Origin of the sequence: Pseudomonas sp. SLBN-26, assembly GCF_006715895.1 — a bacterium.
GTDB lineage: Bacteria > Pseudomonadota > Gammaproteobacteria > Pseudomonadales > Pseudomonadaceae > Metapseudomonas > Metapseudomonas otitidis.
Genome location: NZ_VFOB01000001.1, coordinates 1,391,584 through 1,409,907, shown reverse-complemented (window position 1 = coordinate 1,409,907; position 18,324 = coordinate 1,391,584). Strand labels below are relative to the sequence as shown.

Genomic DNA, 18,324 nt, shown 5'->3' with positions numbered 1-18,324 from the left:
GGCGCGGCCGTCGTGCCGGGCGCGCCCCTTCGTTTCAACGAACCCCGAATTCAAGCCGCATCAGGCAGGACGACAACATGATGGACGCCTTCGAACTCCCCAGCACCCTGGTCCAGGCCCTGCAGCGCCGCGCTGCCGAACAGCCGGAGCGCCTCGCCCTGCGCTTTCTCGAAGGCGAGGGCGACGGCGTGGTCATCAGCTACCGGGAGCTGGACCGGCGCGCCCGGGTGATCGCCGCTGCCCTGCAGGCGGAAGCGGAGTTCGGCGACCGCGCGGTGCTGCTGTTCGACAGCGGCCCCGATTACGTCGCGGCGTTCTTCGGCTGCCTCTACGCCGGCGTCATCGCCGTGCCGGCCTACCCGCCGGAGTCCGCACGCCGCCATCACCAGCTGCGCCTGCTGTCGATCATCGATGACGCCGAGCCGGCCCTGGTGCTGACCAGCGCCGCCCTGCGCGAACCCCTGCAGCAGCTGAGCACCGACCTGGGCGCTGCCGGCCCGGCGCTGCTCTGCGTCGAGGACCTGCAGGACGAACTGGCCGACGCCTGGTGCGAGCCGGTGCTGGCCGCCGACGACATCGCCTTCCTGCAATACACCTCCGGCTCCACCTCGCTGCCCAAGGGCGTGCAGGTGAGCCACGGCAACCTGGTGGCCAACGAGCTGCTGATCCGCCGTGGCTTCGGCATCGGCGCAAACGACGTGATCGTCAGCTGGCTGCCGCTCTACCACGACATGGGCCTGATCGGCGGCCTGCTGCAACCCATCTTCAGCGGCGTGCCCTGCGTGCTCATGTCGCCGCGCTACTTCCTCGAACGCCCGGTGCGCTGGCTGGAGGCCATCGCCCAGTACGGCGGCACCGTCAGCGGCGGCCCCGACTTCGCCTACCGCCTGTGTTGCGAGCGGGTCAGCGCCGCGGCCCTGGCGCGGCTGGACCTCAGCGGCTGGCGCGTGGCCTTCTCCGGCTCCGAGCCGATCCGCCAGGACAGCCTCGAACGCTTCGCCGGCCAGTTCGCCGCCTGCGGCTTCGACGCCGCCAGCTTCCTCGCCTGCTACGGCCTGGCCGAGGCGACCCTGTTCGTCACCGGCGGCGTGCGCGGCCAGGGCATTCCCGCCCTCGGCGTGGACGGCGCCGCACTGGCTCGGAACCGCATCGAGCCGGGCGCCGACAGCCTGCTGATGAGCTGCGGTATCGGCCAGCCCGGGCACGCGGTGATGATCGTCGAACCGGCCACCGGCGCCGTACTTGGCGAGAACCAGGTGGGCGAGATCTGGGCCAGCGGCCCGAGCATCGCCCACGGCTACTGGCGCAACCCGGAAGCCACCGCCAAGGCCTTCGTCGAGCGCGATGGCGTCAGCTGGCTGCGCACCGGCGACCTGGGCTTTTTGCGCGACGGCGAACTGTTCGTCAGCGGCCGCCTCAAGGACATGCTCATCGTCCGTGGCCACAACCTCTACCCGCAGGACATCGAGCGCACCGTCGAGACCGAGGTGGCACTGGTGCGCAAGGGCCGCGTCGCCGCCTTCGCCGTCGAACAGGATGGCGAGGAGGGCATCGGCATCGCCGTGGAGATCGGCCGCAGCGTGCAGAAGGCCCATGCGCCGGAAACCCTGATCCGCATGATCCGCCAGGCCGTGGCCGACGCCTGCCAGGAGGCGCCGCGCGTGGTGCTGCTGCTCAACCCCGGCGCCTTGCCCAAGACCTCCAGCGGCAAGCTGCAACGCTCCGCCTGCCGCAGCGGCCTGGAAGACGGCAGCCTCGACGCCTACGCCTGCTTCCCCGATGCCGCCGCCGGTGCCGAGCCGGTTGCCAGCAGCGAGGCGGCCGGTGACCTGCAACAGCGCATCGCCGCCCTCTGGGCCGAGCAGTTGCAGGTGCCGGTGGTGAACGCCGACGACAGCTTCTTCCTGCTTGGTGGCAACTCCATCGGCGCCGCCCAGGTGATGGCGCGCCTGCGCGACGAGCTGGGCCTGGAGCTGGAGTTGCGCCAACTCTTCGAGGCCCGCTCCCTGGCCGAATTCACCGCCGCCGTGCAGGCCCAGCAGGCCAGCGGTGCGCCGCGCCAGGGCGCCATCCCGCGCCTGCCGCGCAACCAGGACCTGCCGCAATCCCCGGCGCAGAACCGCCTCTGGTTCCTCTGGCAGCTGGACCCGCAAAGCGCCGCCTACAACATCCCCGGCGGCCTGCGCCTGCGCGGCGAGCTGGACGAAGGCGCCGTGCTGCGCAGCTTCCAGCAGCTGGTGCAGCGCCACGAAGCGCTGCGTACGCGCTTCCTCGAACGCGATGGCGTCGCCCTGCAACGCATCCTGCCGTCCCAGGAACTGGGCCTGTCGCGCCTCGACCTCAGCCACCTCGACGGTGCCGAGCGCGACGCCCGTGTCGCCCAGCTGCGCGAGGAGGAGGCCCAGGTGCCCTTCGACCTGGAGCAGGGCCCGCTGCTGCGCCTGACCCTGGTGCGCCTGGACGACGAGCAACACCAGCTGTGGCTGACCCTGCACCACATCGTCGCCGATGGCTGGTCGCTGAACCTGCTGCTGGACGAATTCTCCCGCCTCTACGGCGCCGCCTGCGGTGGCCCGGCGGCGGACCTGGCGCCCTTGCCCCTGGGCTACGCCGACTTCGCCGCCTGGCAGCGCCAGTGGCTGGCCGACGGCGAGGCCGAGCGCCAGCTGGCCTGGTGGCGCGAGCAACTGGGCGACGAGGCCCCGGCCCTGCAACTGCCCACCGACCGCCCGCGCACCGCCCAGCGCAGCCACGCCGCCGCGCGCCACAGCCTGCGCCTGGATGACGAGCTGGCCAAGGCCCTGCGCGCGCTGGCCCAGGCCGAGCATTCGACCCTGTTCATGGTGTTGCTGGCGGCCTTCCAGGGCCTGCTGTTCCGCCTCAGCGGGCAGGCGGACATCCGCGTCGGCGTGCCCGGCGCCAACCGCCAGCGCCTGGAAACCCAGGGCCTGGTCGGCTTCTTCATCAACACCCTGGTGCTGCGTGGCCAACTCGACGGCCGCCGCACCTTCAGCGCACTGCTGGCCCAGGCCCGCGAGACCACCCTTGGTGCCCAGGCGCACCAGGACCTGCCCTTCGACCGCCTGGTGGACGCCCTCGGCGGCGAGCCGTTCCAGGTCATGTTCAACCACCAGCAGCGCGACCTCTCCGCGCTGCGCCGCCTGCCGGGCCTGCTCGCCGACGAGCTGCCCTGGCACAGCCGCGAGGCCAAGTTCGACCTGCAACTGCACAGCGAGGAAGACGCCCGTGGCCGCCTGACCCTGGCCTTCGACTACGCCACCGAACTGTTCGACGCCGGCAGCGTGCGCCGCCTGGCCGAGCGCTTCGTCAGCCTGCTGCGCCAGGTAGCCGAGCAGCCTGAGCGGGCCCTGGGCGATATCCAATTGCTGGACGAGGCCGAGCGCAGCCAACTGGCCGGCTGGGCCCGCGCGCCACAGCCCGCCGCCAGCCGCTGGCTGCCCGAGCTGCTGGAACGGCAGGCTGCCGCCGACCCGCAGCGCATCGTCCTCAGGTGGGCCGAGGGGCAGCTGGACAGCGCCACGCTGCATCGCCGCGCCAACCGCCTGGCCCATCGCCTGCAAGCCCTGGGCGTCGGCCCGGACGTGCCTGTGGCCATCGCCGCCGAGCGCTCGCCGGAACTGCTGGTGGGCCTGCTGGCCATCATCAAGGCCGGCGGTGCCTATGTACCGCTGGACGTGGACTACCCCCGCGAACGCCTCGCCTACATGCTGCAGGACTGCGGCGCGCGCCTGCTGCTGACCCAGTCGCACCAGGTGGAGCGCCTGCCGATTCATGAGGGCGTGCGCGTCATTGAGCTGGACCGGGAGGAGGGCGACTGGCCCGACAGCCCGCCGACCGCCGCCGTGCACGGCGACAACCTCGCCTACGTCATCTACACCTCCGGCTCCACCGGCCAGCCCAAGGGCGTCGGCAACACCCACGCCGCCCTGGCCGAACGCCTGGCCTGGATGCAGGCGCAGTACCGCCTGGACGCCAGCGACGTGCTGCTGCAAAAGGCGCCGGTGAGCTTCGACGTCTCCGTCTGGGAATGCTTCTGGCCGCTGATCACCAAGGCGCGCCTGGTCTTGGCCGCGCCCGGCGAGCACCGCGACCCGCGCCGCCTGGTGCAGCTGGTGCGCGAACACGGCGTGACCACGCTGCACTTCGTGCCGCCGCTGCTGCAGCTGTTCATCGAGGAGGCGGGCGTCAGCGAATGCACCTCCCTGCGCCGCCTGTTCTCCGGTGGCGAGGCGCTGCCCGCCGCCCTGCGCGACCGGGTGCTGGAGCGCCTGCCGGCGGTGCGCCTGGACAACCGCTACGGCCCCACCGAAACCGCCATCAACGTCACCCACTGGCAATGCCGCCGTGAGGACGGCGAGCGCTCGCCCATCGGCCAGCCCCTGGGTAACGTGCTCTGCCATGTGCTGGATGCCGAACTCTCGGCGCTGCCGGTCGGCGTGGCGGGTGAGCTGTGCATCGGTGGTGCGGGTCTCGCCCGTGGCTACCTGGGCCGTGCGGCGCTCACCGCCGAACGCTTCGTGCCCGACCCCTTCGGCGAGCCGGGCGCGCGCCTGTACCGCACCGGTGACCGCGCCCGCTGGGGCACCGACGGCGCGCTGGACTACCTCGGCCGCCTCGACAGCCAGGTCAAGCTGCGTGGCTTCCGCGTCGAGCCGGAAGAAATCCGCGCCCGCCTGCTGGCCCAGCCCGGCGTCGGTCAGGCCGTCGTCGTGCTGCGCGATGGCCCCGGCGGCCCGCGCCTGGTGGGCTACTACTGCGCCAACGGCGCTGCCGAAGAGGAAGCCCGGCAGACCGAGCGCCTGCTGCAGGGCCTGCGTGACGAGCTGCCGGAGTACATGGTGCCGGCGCAGCTGATGCGCCTGGAGGCGCTGCCGGTCGGCCCCAGCGGCAAGCTGGACCGCCGCGCACTGCCCGAACCGGCCTGGCAGCAAGCCGAGCACCGCGAGCCCGCCACTGAGCTGGAGCAACGGGTCGCCGCCATCTGGCGCGAGGTGCTGGGCATCCAGCGCATCGGCCTGGACGACGATTTCTTCGCCCTCGGCGGCCACTCGCTGCTGGCCACCCAGATCGTCTCCCGCACCCGCCAGGCCTGCGACGTCGAGCTGCCGCTGCGCGCGCTGTTCGAGGCCAGCACCCTGGAAGGCTTCTGCGCCGAAGTCGCGCGCATCCAGGCCAGCGGCCAGGTGGACAGCCAGGGCGTGATCGCCCGCGTCGACCGCAGCCGCCCGGTGCCGCTGTCCTATTCCCAGCAGCGCATGTGGTTCCTCTGGCAGTTGGAGCCGGACAGCCCCGCCTACAACGTCGGCGGCCTGGCACGCCTCAGCGGCCCGCTGGATGTGGCCCGCTTCGAGGCGGCCTTGCAGGCCCTGGTGCAGCGCCACGAAACCCTGCGCACCACCTTCCCCAGCGAGAACGGCGTGCCGCGCCAGCAGGTGGCCGAGCAATCGAACCTGGTCATGGGCTGGGAGGATTTTTCCGCTCTGGATGCCGACACCCGCCAGGCCCGCCTGCAGGCGCTGGCCGATGACGAGGCCCACCGGCCCTTCGACCTGGAGACCGGCCCGCTGCTGCGGGTGGTGATGGTCAAGGGCGGCGAGCGCGAGCACTTCCTCGTGGTGACCCTGCACCACATCGTCACCGAAGGCTGGGCGATGGACATCTTCGCCCGCGAGCTGGGCGCGCTCTACGAGGCCTTCCTTGACGACCGCGAATCGCCCCTGGCGCCCTTGCCGGTGCAGTACCTCGACTACAGTGCCTGGCAGCGCCAGTGGCTGGAAGGCGGCGAGCGCCAGCGCCAGCTGGACTACTGGACGGCCCAGCTGGGCCACGAGCACCCGCTGCTGGAGCTGCCGACGGACCGCCCACGCCCGCCGGCCCAGAGCCACCGGGGCGAGCTGTACCGCTTCGACCTGCCGGCCGCGCTGGCCGAGCGCGTGCGCGCCTTCAACGCGGCCAACGGCCTGACCCTGTTCATGACCATGACCGCCACCCTGGCCGTGCTGCTGCACCGCTACAGCGGCCAGCAGGACCTGCGCATCGGCGCGCCGGTGGCCAACCGCATCCGCCCGGAAAGCGAGGGGCTGATCGGCGCCTTCCTCAACACCCAGGTGCTGCGTTGCCAGCTCGACGGGCAGATGAGCGTCGCCGCGCTGCTGGAGCAGGTGCGCCACACCGTGATCGAGGGCCAGTCGCACCAGGACCTGCCCTTCGACCAGCTCGTCGAGGCCCTGCAGCCGCCGCGCAGCAGCGCCTACAACCCGCTGTTCCAGGTGATGTGCAACGTGCAGCGCTGGGAGTTCCAGCAGACCCGCGAGCTGGCGGGGATGAAGGTCGAGTACATCGCCAACGACGCCCGCGCCACCAAGTTCGACCTCAACCTGGAGGTCACCGACCTCGACCATCGCCTCGGCTGCTGCTTCACCTACAGCTCCGACCTGTTCGACGAGCCGCGCATCGCGCGCATGGCCGCGCACCTGTGCACCTTGCTGGAGGCCTTGCTGGGCGACCCCGCACAACGCCTCGCCGAGCTGCCGCTGCAGAGCGAAAGCGAGCACCTGGCGCAGCTCGAAAGCCTGGGCGAGGAGCCCGGCGAGCACCGCCTCGACGGCTGCATCCATCGGCTGTTCGCCGAGCAGGCCGCGCGCACGCCCACGGCACCGGCCCTGACCTTCGCCGGCGAGACCCTCGACTACGCCACCCTGGATGCCCGCGCCAACCGCCTGGCCCACCTGCTGCGCGAGCGTGGCGTCGGCCCCGAGGTGCGCGTCGGCCTGGCCCTGGAGCGTTCGGCGGCCATGGTGGTCGGCCTGCTGGCCATCCTCAAGGCCGGCGGCGCCTATGTGCCGCTGGACCCGGAATACCCCACCGAACGCCTGCACTACATGATCGAGGACAGCGGCATCGTCCTGCTGCTGGGCCAGGCCGCGCTGTTCGACACCCTCGGCGAGCTGCCGGCCGACGTCGGCCGCTGGTGCCTGGACGAGGACGAGGCCGCGCTGGCCGCTTACCCCGCCAGCGCGCCGGTGGACCTCGCACGGCCGCAGCACCAGGCGTACCTCATCTACACCTCCGGCTCCACCGGCAAGCCCAAGGGCGTGGCGGTCAGCCACGGCGAGATCGCCATGCACTGCCAGGCGGTGATCCGCCGCTTCGGCATGCGCGCCGACGACTGTGAGCTGCACTTCTATTCCATCAACTTCGACGCCGCCAGCGAGCGCCTGCTGACGCCGCTGCTGTGCGGCGCGCGCCTGGTGCTGCGCGCCCAGGGCCAATGGGGCGCCGAAGACATCTGCCAGCTCATCCGCGAGCAGGGCGTCACCATCCTCGGCTTCACCCCCGGCTATGGCAGCCAACTGGCCCAGTGGCTCGGCGCGCGGGGTGAAACCCTGCCGGTGCGCCTGGTCATCACCGGGGGCGAAGCGCTGACCGCCGAGCACCTGCAACGCATCCGCGCGGGCTTCGCGCCCCAGGCCTTCTTCAACGCCTACGGCCCCACCGAGACGGTGGTGATGCCCCTGGCCGCCCTGGCCCCGGCGCAGCTGGAGGAGGGCGCCGCCAGCGTGCCCATCGGCCGCATGGTCGGCGCGCGGGTGGCCTGCATCCTCGACGCTGATCTCGCCCTGGTGCCCCCGGGTGCCATCGGCGAGCTCTATGTCGGCGGCGCCGGCCTTGCCCGTGGCTACCACCAGCGCCCGGGCCTCACCGCCGAACGCTTCGTGCCCAACCCCTTCGCCACCGATGGCGGGCGCCTGTACCGCACGGGCGACCTGGTGCGCCAGCGTGACGACGGCCAGCTGGAGTACCTCGGCCGCATCGACCAGCAGGTGAAGGTGCGCGGCTTCCGCATCGAGCTGGGCGAGATCGAAGCGCGCCTGCTGGAACACCCGGCGGTGCGCGAAACCGTGGTGCTGGCCCTGGACAGCCCCAGCGGCAAGCAGCTGGCCGGCTATGTCGCCTGCGCGGCGGCAGAAGAGGGCGCCGATGTGCAACAGGTGCTGCGCGAAACCCTCAAGGCGCACCTGCGTGCCCAGCTGCCGGAACACATGGTGCCCGCGCACCTGGTGCTGCTTGCCAGCCTGCCGCTGACCCCCAACGGCAAGCTCGACCGCCGCGCGCTGCCCGCGCCGGACCCGGAACACAACCGCCAGCAGTACCTGGCACCGACCAGCGAGCTGGAGCAGAGCCTGGCGGCCATCTGGCGCGAGGTGCTCAACGTCGAGCAGGTCGGGCTCGCCGACAACTTCTTCGAGCTGGGTGGCGATTCCATCCTGTCGATCCAGGTGGTCAGCCGTGCGCGCCAGCAGGGCATCCACTTCAGCCCGCGCGACCTGTTCCAGCACCAGACGGTGCAAACCCTGGCCGCCGTCGCCCGCCGCGAGGCGCTGACCCAGGTGGACCAGGGCCCGGTGACCGGCAGCATGCCGCTGACGCCCATCCAGCACTGGTTCTTCCAGCAGGCGCCGGAAAACGTCGGCCACTGGAACCAGTCGCTGCTGCTGGAAGCCGGCGAACGCCTGGACGCCGCCCACCTGGAGCAGGCCCTGCAGAGCCTGGTGCAGCACCACGACGCCCTGCGCCTGTCCTTCACCCGTGTCGGCGACACCTGGCACGCCGAACACCGCGCCCCCACCAGCGAGGCCGACGGCCTGCTGTGGCAGGCGCAGGTCGCTGATTCCACCGAGACCGCAACCCTGCTGGCCGACGCCCAGCGCAGCCTCGACCTGGCCAACGGCCCGCTGCTGCGCGCCTTGCTGCTGGAAGGCCCGGATGGCCGCCAGAAACTGCTGCTGGCCATCCACCACCTGGTGGTGGACGGCGTCTCCTGGCGCGTGCTGCTGGAAGACCTGCAAACCGCCTATCGCCAGTTGCAGGCCGGGCAACCCCTGGCGCTGCCGGCGCGCACCAGTGCCTTCAAGGCCTGGGGCGAACGCCTGGCGGCCTACGCCGGCAGCGAGCCGCTGCGCGAAGAGCTGGGCTGGTGGCAGGCGCAGCTCGGCGGCGACGACGCGCCGCTGCCCTGCGACCGCGATGCCGAGCAGGACTTGGAGCGCGACGCCCAGCGCATCACCCTGCGCCTGGACGCCGAGCGCACCCGCCAGCTGTTGCAGCAGGCGCCGGCCGCCTACCGCACCCGCGTCGACGACCTGCTGCTCACCGCCCTGGCCCGCGTGCTGTGCCGCTGGGCCGCGCGTGATTCGGTACTCGTGCAACTGGAAGGCCACGGCCGCGAGCCGCTGTTCGACGACATCGACCTCAGCCGCACCGTCGGCTGGTTTACCAGCGCCTACGCGCTGCGCCTGGCGCCCGCCGACGGGCTCGGCGCTGCCATCAAGTCGATCAAGGAGCAGCTGCGCCAGGTGCCCCACAAGGGCCTCGGCTTCGGCGTGCTGCGCTACCTGGCCGACCCGGTCACCCGTGCCGCCATGGCCGCGCTGCCGCCGGCGCGCATCACCTTCAACTACCTGGGCCAGTTCGACGGCAGCTTCGCCGAGGGCGCGCTGCTGCGCCCGCTGGAGGAGAGTGCCGGCCCGGCCCACGACGCCGACGCCACGCTGCCCAACTGGCTGAGCGTGGACGGTCAGGTGTTCGGCGGCGAGCTGCTGCTCAACTGGACCTACAGCCAGGCGCGCTATGACCGCGCCACGGTGCAGGGCCTCGGCGAGGCCTTCATCGCCGAGCTGCAGGCGCTCATCGCCCATTGCCTGGAGGAGGGCGCCGGTGGCCCGACGCCGTCGGACTTCCCCCTGGCGCACCTGAGCCAGGAGCAGATCGACCAGCTGCCGGTGCCGGCCGCCGCCATCGACGACATCTACCCGCTCACGCCCATGCAGGAAGGCCTCCTGCTGCACACCCTGCTGGAGCCGGGCACCGGCATCTACTACATGCAGGACCGCTACCGCATCAACAGCGCGCTGGACGTGGAGCGCTTCACCCGCGCCTGGCACGCGGTGGTGGCGCGGCACGAGGCGCTGCGCGCCTCCTTCGTGTGGAACGCCGGCGAAACCATGCTGCAGGTGATCCACAAGCCCGGCGCCACCGAGGTGGACCTGCTGGACTGGCGCGACCTGCCCGAGGAGGGCCACGAGGAGCGCCTGCAGGCGCTGCACCGCACCGAGCGCGAGGCCGGCTTCGACCTGCTGCACCAGCCGCCCTTCCACCTGCGCCTGATCCGCCTGGGCGAGGCGCGCTACTGGTTCATGATGAGCAACCACCACATCCTCATCGACGCCTGGTGCCGTGGCCTGCTGATGAGCGACTTCTTCGAGGTCTACGCCGCCCTGGGCGAGGGCCGTGAGCCGCAGCTGCCCCTGGCGCCGCGCTACCGCGACTACATCGGCTGGCTGCAACGCCAGGACCTGGGCCAGGCCCGTGCCTGGTGGCAGGGCAACCTGGCCGGCTTCGAGCGCACCACCCACCTGCCGAGCGACCGGCCGATCCTCCGCGAGCACGCCAACGACAGCGGCGGCATGCAGGTGGGCGACCGCATCACCCGCCTGGACGCCGCCGATGGCGCCCGCCTGCGGGAACTGGCGCAGCGTCACCAGCTCACCGTCAACACCCTGGCCCAGGCGGCCTGGGCCCTGGTGCTGGCGCGCTACAGCGGCGAGCGCGACCTGGTCTTCGGCGTCACCGTGGCCGGGCGCCCGGTGGGCCTGCCGGAGATGCAGCGCACCGTCGGCCTGTTCATCAACAGCATCGCCCTGCGGGTGAAGCTGCCCGCGCCGGGCCAGCGCCTGGGCGTGCGTGACTGGCTGCAGGGGCTGCTGGCCAGCAACCTGGAACTGCGCGAGCACGAGTACCTGCCGCTGGTGGCCATCCAGGAGTGCAGCGAACTACCCAAGGGCCAGCCGCTGTTCGACAGCCTCTTCGTGTTCGAGAACGCGCCGGTGGAAGTCGCGGTGCTGGACCGGGCGCAGAGCCTCTCCGCCAGCTCGGACTCCGGCCGCACCCACACCAACTTCCCGCTCACCGTGGTCTGCTACCCGGGGGACGACCTGGGCCTGCACCTGTCCTACGACCGGCGCTACTTCGAGGAAGCGACCATCGACCGCCTGCTGGGCGAGTTCAAGCGCCTGCTGCTGGCCCTGGGCGAGCACATCGAGGCCGACATGGGCGCGCTGCCGCTGCTGGGGGATGCCGAGCGCGAGCTGCTGCTCAACGGCGTCAACGACAGTGCCCGCGACTACCCGCTGGAGCAGGGCTACGTGCGCCTGTTCGAGGCCCGCGTCGCCGCGCACCCGCAGCGCATTGCCGCCCGCTGCCTCGACCGCCAGTGGAGCTACGCCGAGCTGAACCGCCACGCCAACCGCCTGGGCCACGCCCTGGGCACCGCCGGCGTCGGCCTCGACCAGCCGGTGGCGTTGCTGGGCGAGCGCGGGCTCGACCTGCTGGGCATGATGGTCGGCACCTTCAAGGCTGGCGCCGGCTACCTGCCGCTGGACCCGGCGCTGCCCACCCCGCGCCTGACGCGCATCCTCGAACTCAGCCGTGCCCCGGCGCTGGTGGCCACCCGTGCCTGCCGCGACCAGGCCATGCTGCTGCTGGAGGAGCTCGGCTGCGGCCAGCGTCCGCGCCTGCTGGTGTGGGAGGACGTGCTGCAAGGCGCCTGGCCGGAGCAGGACCTCGGCATCCACAGTGGCCCGGAGAACCTCGCTTACGTCATCTACACCTCCGGCTCCACCGGCCTGCCCAAGGGCGTGATGGTCGAGCAGGCCGGCATGCTCAACAACCAGCTGAGCAAGGTGCCGTACCTGGATCTCACCGAGGCGGACGTGATTGCCCAGACGGCGTCGCAGAGCTTCGATATCTCGGTCTGGCAGTTCCTCGCCGCGCCGCTGTTCGGCGCCTGCACCGAGATCGTCCCCAACGCCATCGCCCACGACCCGCAGGCGCTGCTGGCCCATGTGCGCGAGCGCGGCATCACCGTGCTGGAGAGCGTGCCCTCGCTGATCCAGGGCATGCTCGCCGAGGAGCACGCCGCACTCGGTGCCCTGCGCTGGATGCTGCCCACCGGGGAGGCCATGCCGCCGGAGCTGGCGCGCCAATGGCTGCAACGCTACCCGGCTGTGGGGCTGGTCAACGCCTACGGCCCGGCGGAGTGCTCGGACGATGTGGCCTTCTTCCGCGTCGACGCCGCCTCCACCGAGGGCACCTACCTGCCCATCGGCAGCCCCACCGACAACAACCGTCTGTACTTGCTGGACGACGCCTTCGAGCTGGCGCCCCTGGGCGCCGTGGGCGAACTCTGCGTCGCCGGCACCGGCGTCGGCCGTGGCTACGTCGGCGACCCGCTGCGCACCGCCCAGGCCTTCGTGCCCAACCCCTTCGGCGCACCGGGCGAACGCCTGTACCGCACCGGCGACCTGGCCCGCCGCCGCGCCGACGGCGTGCTGGAGTACGTCGGCCGTGTCGACCACCAGGTGAAGATCCGTGGCTACCGCATCGAGCTGGGCGAGATCGAAGCCCGCCTGTTCGAGCGCCAGGACGTGCGCGACGCTGCCGTCAGCGTGCAGGAAGGCCCCACCGGCAAATACCTGGTGGGCTACCTGGTGCCGCGCGAGGCCGAGCGCTTCGCCCGCGCCGCTTCGCCGGCCAGCCGCCTGGCGGAACAGGGCGCCTGGTTCGAAGCCATCAAGCAGCAGCTGCGTGGCGACCTGCCGGACTACATGGTGCCGCTGCACTGGCTCGTGCTCGAGCGCCTGCCGCTGAACGCCAACGGCAAGCTCGACCGCAAGGCCCTGCCGCCCCTGGAATTCGGCCTGCTGCAGGCCCAGGACTACCTGGCCCCGCGCAGCGAACTGGAAACCACCCTGGCCGGCATCTGGGCCGAGGTGCTCAAGGTCGAGCGGGTGGGTGTGCGCGACAACTTCTTCGAACTCGGCGGCCACTCCCTGCTCGCCACCCAGATCGCCTCCCGCGTGCAGAAGACTCTGCAACGCAACGTGCCCCTGCGGGCCATGTTCGAGTGCAGCACGGTGGAGGAGCTGGCGAGCTACATCGAATCGCTGAAAGGCAGCGTCGTCACCGAGGAGAAGGCCGCACGGCTGGAGGACCTGATGGCCAGGCTGGAGATGCTGTAACGGCAGCAGGGCACGCGGAGCGGGGAGGGCTCCGCGTGCGTCGGCTGGATGGGCGGGTGTACGGTATTTTCAGAAAATACCTGAACCCCTGCACATAAACGGCTGATAAACCGCTTAAGAAGAACGTGCTAGCGCCGATAGCAAGGGACGGCCCTGCGTCTGTGTCCGGTCGATTGGCGACCGGACGCCGACAACGCCTGTGGCCACCTCATGCCTTTGCACCTTTTTGAGCGAGTTCCTCCATGCGAACCCTGAAATTCAGCCACAAGATCATGGTGGCAGCCTCCCTGGTGGTGATCGCTGCCTTCGCGTCCTTCGCGCTGTACAACGACTACCTGCAGCGGAACGCCATCCGCCAGAACCTTGCCAACTACCTCAACGATGTGGGCCAGGTCTCCACGGGCAACATCCAGCACTGGCTGGTGGGCCGCATGCAATTGCTGGAGAACCTGGCCGAGTCCATCGAGGACGACAGCAGCGAGGCGGCGTTGGCCAAGAGCCTGCAGCACCGCAGCATCGCCTCCGCCTTCCTCTATGCGTACTACGGCCAGGCGAGCGGCACCTACACCCAGTTCCCGCCCAGCGAACTGCCCGCCGGCTACGACCCGCGCCAGCGGCCCTGGTACAAGAAGGCGGCGCAGACCAGCGGCCCCGGCCTGACCGAGCCCTACCTGGCCGCCGACCCGCGCGACGGCCTGCTGATCACCATCACCCGCCCGGTGAACGCCTCGGGCACCCTGCAGGGCGTCGTCGGCGGTGACCTCAAGCTGAAGACGGTCGACGAGATCCTCAACTCCTTCGACCTCGGCGGCATGGGCTACGCCTTCCTGGTGGACGACAAGGGCACGGTGCTGGTCCACCCCGACCAGCAGCTGGTCCTGAAGAAGCTGCCGGACCTGTTCGCCGGCACCGCGCCGCGCCTGGAGTCCGCCCTGCAGAGCGTGAGCGACCGCAACGGCGAGGCGCGGATCGTGACCTTCCTGCCGGTGGAAGGGCTGACCGGGGTGCGCTGGTACGTGGGCCTGTCCGTCGACGAGTCCAAGGCCTTCGCCGCCCTGCAGGAGTTCCGCGTTTCCGCGCTGATGTCCACCATCATCGGCGTGGTCGCCATCCTCCTGCTGCTGGGCGGGCTGATCCGCATCCTGCTGCGCCCGCTGCACGTGATGAGCCACGCCATGAGCGGCATCGCCGAGGGTGAGGGCGACCTGACCCAGCGCCTGTCGATCGACTCCCGTGACGAGTTCGGCGAGCTGGCCGATGCCTTCAACCGCTTCGTCGAGCGCATCCACAAATCCATCCGCGAAGTGGCCTCCGCCACGCGCGAGGTGCACGAGCGGGTGAGCACCGTGGTGCAGGCGTCGAACGCCTCCATGACCAACTCCAGCGAGCAGGCCGCCCGCACCGACAGCGTGGCCGCCGCCATCAACGAACTGGGCGCCGCTGCCCAGGAGATCGCCCGCAACGCCGCCGACGCCTCGGAGCAGGCCAGTGACGCCCGCCGCGATGCCGAGGAAGGGCAGGGCATGGTCGAGCGCACCCTGGTGGCGATGGGCGAGCTGTCGGAGAAGATCCAGGCGTCCAGCAACCACATCGAAGTGCTCAGCCAGAAGAGCAACGACATCGGCCAGATCCTCGACGTGATCAAGGGCATCTCCGAGCAGACCAACCTGCTGGCACTCAACGCCGCCATCGAAGCCGCCCGCGCCGGCGAGGCGGGACGCGGCTTCGCCGTGGTGGCCGACGAAGTGCGCAACCTGGCCCAGCGCACCCAGAGCTCGGCGCTGGAGATCCAGCAGATGATCGAGCAGCTGCAGACCGGCGCCCGCGAGGCCGTGGCGACCATGGGCGAAAGCCGCCACTTCAGCGACGACAGCGTGCGCATCGGCGGCCAGGCCGGCGAGAACCTGCGCGGCGTCACCCGCCGCATCGGCGAGATCGACGGCATGAACCAGTCCGTGGCTACCGCCACCGAGGAACAGACCTCGGTGATCGAAAGCCTGAACATGGACATCACCGAAATCAACGTCCTCAACCAGGACGGCGTGCACAACCTGCAGGCGAGCCTGAAGGCCTGTACCGAGCTGGATCAGCAGGTCAGCCGGCTGAAGCAGCTGGTGGATACGTTCAGGATTTGATGGGGTGGTACCGCCGGGGTGCGATGCATGGAACCACGCCTGGAGCGTGTTTCTGCATGCATCCTGGCGGTCTTACTCTCGGTGGGAGGTGGCTAGCTCCCTCAACTCAGGGAAAACCGGCCATATCGGTAGGTGCTGCAATGGCCGCACAAAGCATGTCTGCCGGCTCGGAACTGCTTCACAGATTCCTGATTGACCTGATTGACGTCAATCAACCAAAGGCGTTTTCTAGCACTTCTTCTCAGGAGGCCGACAGGATAGTCGGCAGGTACTCCACCTCAAGGATGAACATGCCCGCCTTAATCGAAATTTCTCTGGCTTCCCCCCTCTGCAATGACGTCTGCAGTGGTTGTCCTTTGTGCCTGCTGCCTTGTTTACGCAGGGATATCTGTAGAGCGTATCGATTAGGAGTGGCGCGTTGATTTTTATGATGAACAGGAAGAGTTCCGGACTTTTGTTAGGTCGTTTCACTGTCGTTGCTATGTGTTTGTTGGTCGTGGCTTGTGGGGAGAAAGAGCCTTCGGTCAATACGCCGAAATACCGTGCTGCTCATGGGGTTGTTGAGGGGGATGTGAATGTTATTGAGGTAAGCGGGGTGCTATTCCGTTTGCCAAAAGACACAGATTTTGATGTTTACTCCTCTGGAGTTATTCAGCCGGGGCGGGCAGACAGACTAACCATTCGGCTATATATGGATCACCGTGGCCTACACGATAGAAAAAAAATTTCTACTGAAGGTCTGACATGGATCGATATTTCAAGAATGGGTGACCCGAACGGGAAAACACATTTTCAGGTAGAGCAAGAAAGACTTGGGTTGCCAACTGTGCGCCCCTCTCTTGGTTTAATCGAATACCCACTGCAAGAGCCTGTTTCTCAGGCTGAATACTCCGGCTCCTATATCTACATTCCATATGGTGAGGCTAAAGGGAGTGTCAGGGAATTATATTGCACCGTGGCATGGCCAAAGGATCCCGACAAGGTAAACGGGGACTGCAGGGCATCTTACTACCTGGACTCCGGTTTGCTGGTGCAGGTCCTCTTTCCGTATAGGGCTCTTGTGAATTGGAAATCGATCATGAGGGCAGTCGTTCAGGAGTTGGGACGTATTGAAATTAAGGCGAACGCGCAAGGAGGTGCTTTGTGACTGAAATATATCTTACGGATGATCAGATTTCCCGGATTAGGGCGTTGATAGCTACAGGGAATAACGAGAGAAAGAATTATTCCGATGTTTATCAGGCGATATCGGATATGTTGCCGGATAGCAAGGTTAAACTTTGGCTGGATGGTGCTTCGCTCGCGAATGCCGGGCGGGGTGTTTTTGCAGAGTTAATCCGAGAATACAGTCGGCGGCAGATGGAGCTTCGCGGTATTGAATACACCGACAAGCTTATGCAAGACGCATCCAATCGTGTGGCAATCAAGGCGTTAAACGATATTTTGAATCCTGAGCGCCGAGGCAGTGATGGCCGCTGGAAATTTCCCGATTTGAAAAGTATCGCGGAAAAGGATGCCACTGGCGTAGGTGAGGTTCTATTCGGAACATTGGGGCGCGACTCAGCAGGCGGAGTCAATAATGCCGGTTGGTCCGGTACAATCCTTTTTTCAGCCTTTGGTCAAAATGAGACCTACAGGCTAACCATGGAAGGCGGTCCAGGTCTCAATCGTATTGATGACATCAAGAACGTTCTGTTTGCCTACGAATCTTATGCGCATGCATTCAAGCAAGCGATCTGGGCGATTGGATCAGACATAGTCGCGCTTACACAACTGGACATAACGTTACTCGACGATCTTGGCGTGAGCGTGGATACCTTTCTCGGGGCCAGTGGCGATGACCTCAAAGCTCTGGCATTCAACAACATCACCTCGCTGCTATCAGGTGAAGCCAAGAAACTGGGTGAGTTGATCAACAAGGCCGGCACACACACCGTTCTTGACTGGGTACAGGCAACCTATAGTGGCAGGCCGGTTACGACCCCGACGACCCCAGATAACTTCATCGATTCGGCCAAGGCCGTATTTTCCAAGATTGATAAAGCGGTTGCCGTAGGCGCCAACACCATTCTTCTGCCGGATACCAAGGACGCAATCCTGGCGTTGGCGAAGGGCAGTCTTGCAGCACGTAACGCGCTCTATGCGCTGTCGCCTATCGCTATCGAGCTTCCCAGCTACTCACACGACTTGAGCCTTGCGGACTTGAAGACGGGAGAGGGCGCACTCTCTGAGCAGTGGCTTGATAAACGAGCCGCTTTTCTTACTTTCGAGAGACTCTATCGGGCTTCCGGCGACACCGACGGCACCTTCGAAATGCCATTCGGGTTGCCGGTGCCGATCCCGGGAGATATCGAATTCCGCACATACAGCGACGGCTCGTCATACAAACTCATCGTCGACGGTGTCGACGGGGGGATCATCGACAAGCGCTACATCATCTTCGGCGGAGACGGCGGTGAGAGTTTCCAGGGCGGTGATGGAGATGATTTCCTGTTCGGCATGAAGGGTGCTGACGTCATCAGTGGTGGCGAAGGAGATGACCACATAGAGGGTGGCGATGGAGCCGATAACCTCGATGGTGGTATCGGGGCCGATACCCTCTATGGCGGGCTGCACAATGACACGCTTGTCGGTGGGGATGGCAATGACAGCCTCTTCGGCGGTAAGGGTAATGACAGCCTGGATGGTGGCGTTGGCAAAGACCACCTCGAAGGTGGCGAGGGTCGGGACTCGCTCTATGGCGGCGACGGTTTCGACATCTACAAGGCCGACAAGGAGGACCTCATTTCCGATACCGACGGCTCGGGCAAGGTCTATCTGGGTAATCGCCAGCTTACCGGGGGTAGCCGCAAGGAAAGCGATCCCGAGAACACCTATTACGGCGGTGGAAATACCTATGTGCTGAACGGCACGACATTGACCATCAACGGTGGGTTGACGATCCAGAATTACGACAAGCAAAAAAGCGATCTGCAGATCGTGCTCACCGAGGAAGAGGACGAGGAAGAAACGCCGGAAACGGATGATGCCGAGAGCCGCACCTCGCCGATCGTCATTGACCTGGACGGCGATGGCATCGAGACGTTGAA

At 67.9% G+C, this 18,324-nt stretch carries 3 protein-coding genes and 2 pseudogenes; all 5 read left to right on the top strand.

Annotated elements, in window-relative coordinates; all coding sequences use genetic code 11:
* Nucleotides 1-77 precede the first annotated feature (77 nt).
* On the top strand, nucleotides 78-13,100 hold the full coding sequence (locus FBY21_RS06475) for a non-ribosomal peptide synthase/polyketide synthase (protein WP_142009621.1): 13,023 nt from the start codon (nucleotides 78-80) through the stop codon (nucleotides 13,098-13,100).
* Nucleotides 13,101-13,342: 242 nt separating this feature from the next.
* Nucleotides 13,343-14,377: pseudogene (locus tag FBY21_RS30190) on the top strand (cache domain-containing protein); the annotation flags it as partial.
* Between the two features lie 93 nt (nucleotides 14,378-14,470).
* Nucleotides 14,471-15,235 (top strand): methyl-accepting chemotaxis protein, encoded by a 765-nt coding sequence (locus FBY21_RS30185; protein WP_371320986.1) that lies wholly within the window; start codon nucleotides 14,471-14,473, stop codon nucleotides 15,233-15,235.
* A gap of 418 nt (nucleotides 15,236-15,653) precedes the next feature.
* Nucleotides 15,654-16,382, top strand: coding sequence for a hypothetical protein (locus tag FBY21_RS06465; protein ID WP_142009616.1), 729 nt, complete (start codon nucleotides 15,654-15,656; stop codon nucleotides 16,380-16,382).
* A gap of 107 nt (nucleotides 16,383-16,489) precedes the next feature.
* Nucleotides 16,490-17,947 (top strand): annotated as a pseudogene (locus FBY21_RS30180) (calcium-binding protein); the annotation flags it as partial.
* Nucleotides 17,948-18,324 lie beyond the last annotated feature (377 nt).

What these genes read in the sequence shown, in the direction of transcription:
- FBY21_RS06475 (WP_142009621.1), top strand. Translation starts at nt 78, where the DNA reads ATGATGGACGCCTTCGAACTCCCCAGCACCCTGGTCCAGGCCCTGCAG.
- FBY21_RS30185 (WP_371320986.1), top strand. Translation starts at nt 14,471, where the DNA reads ATGACCAACTCCAGCGAGCAGGCCGCCCGCACCGACAGCGTGGCCGCC.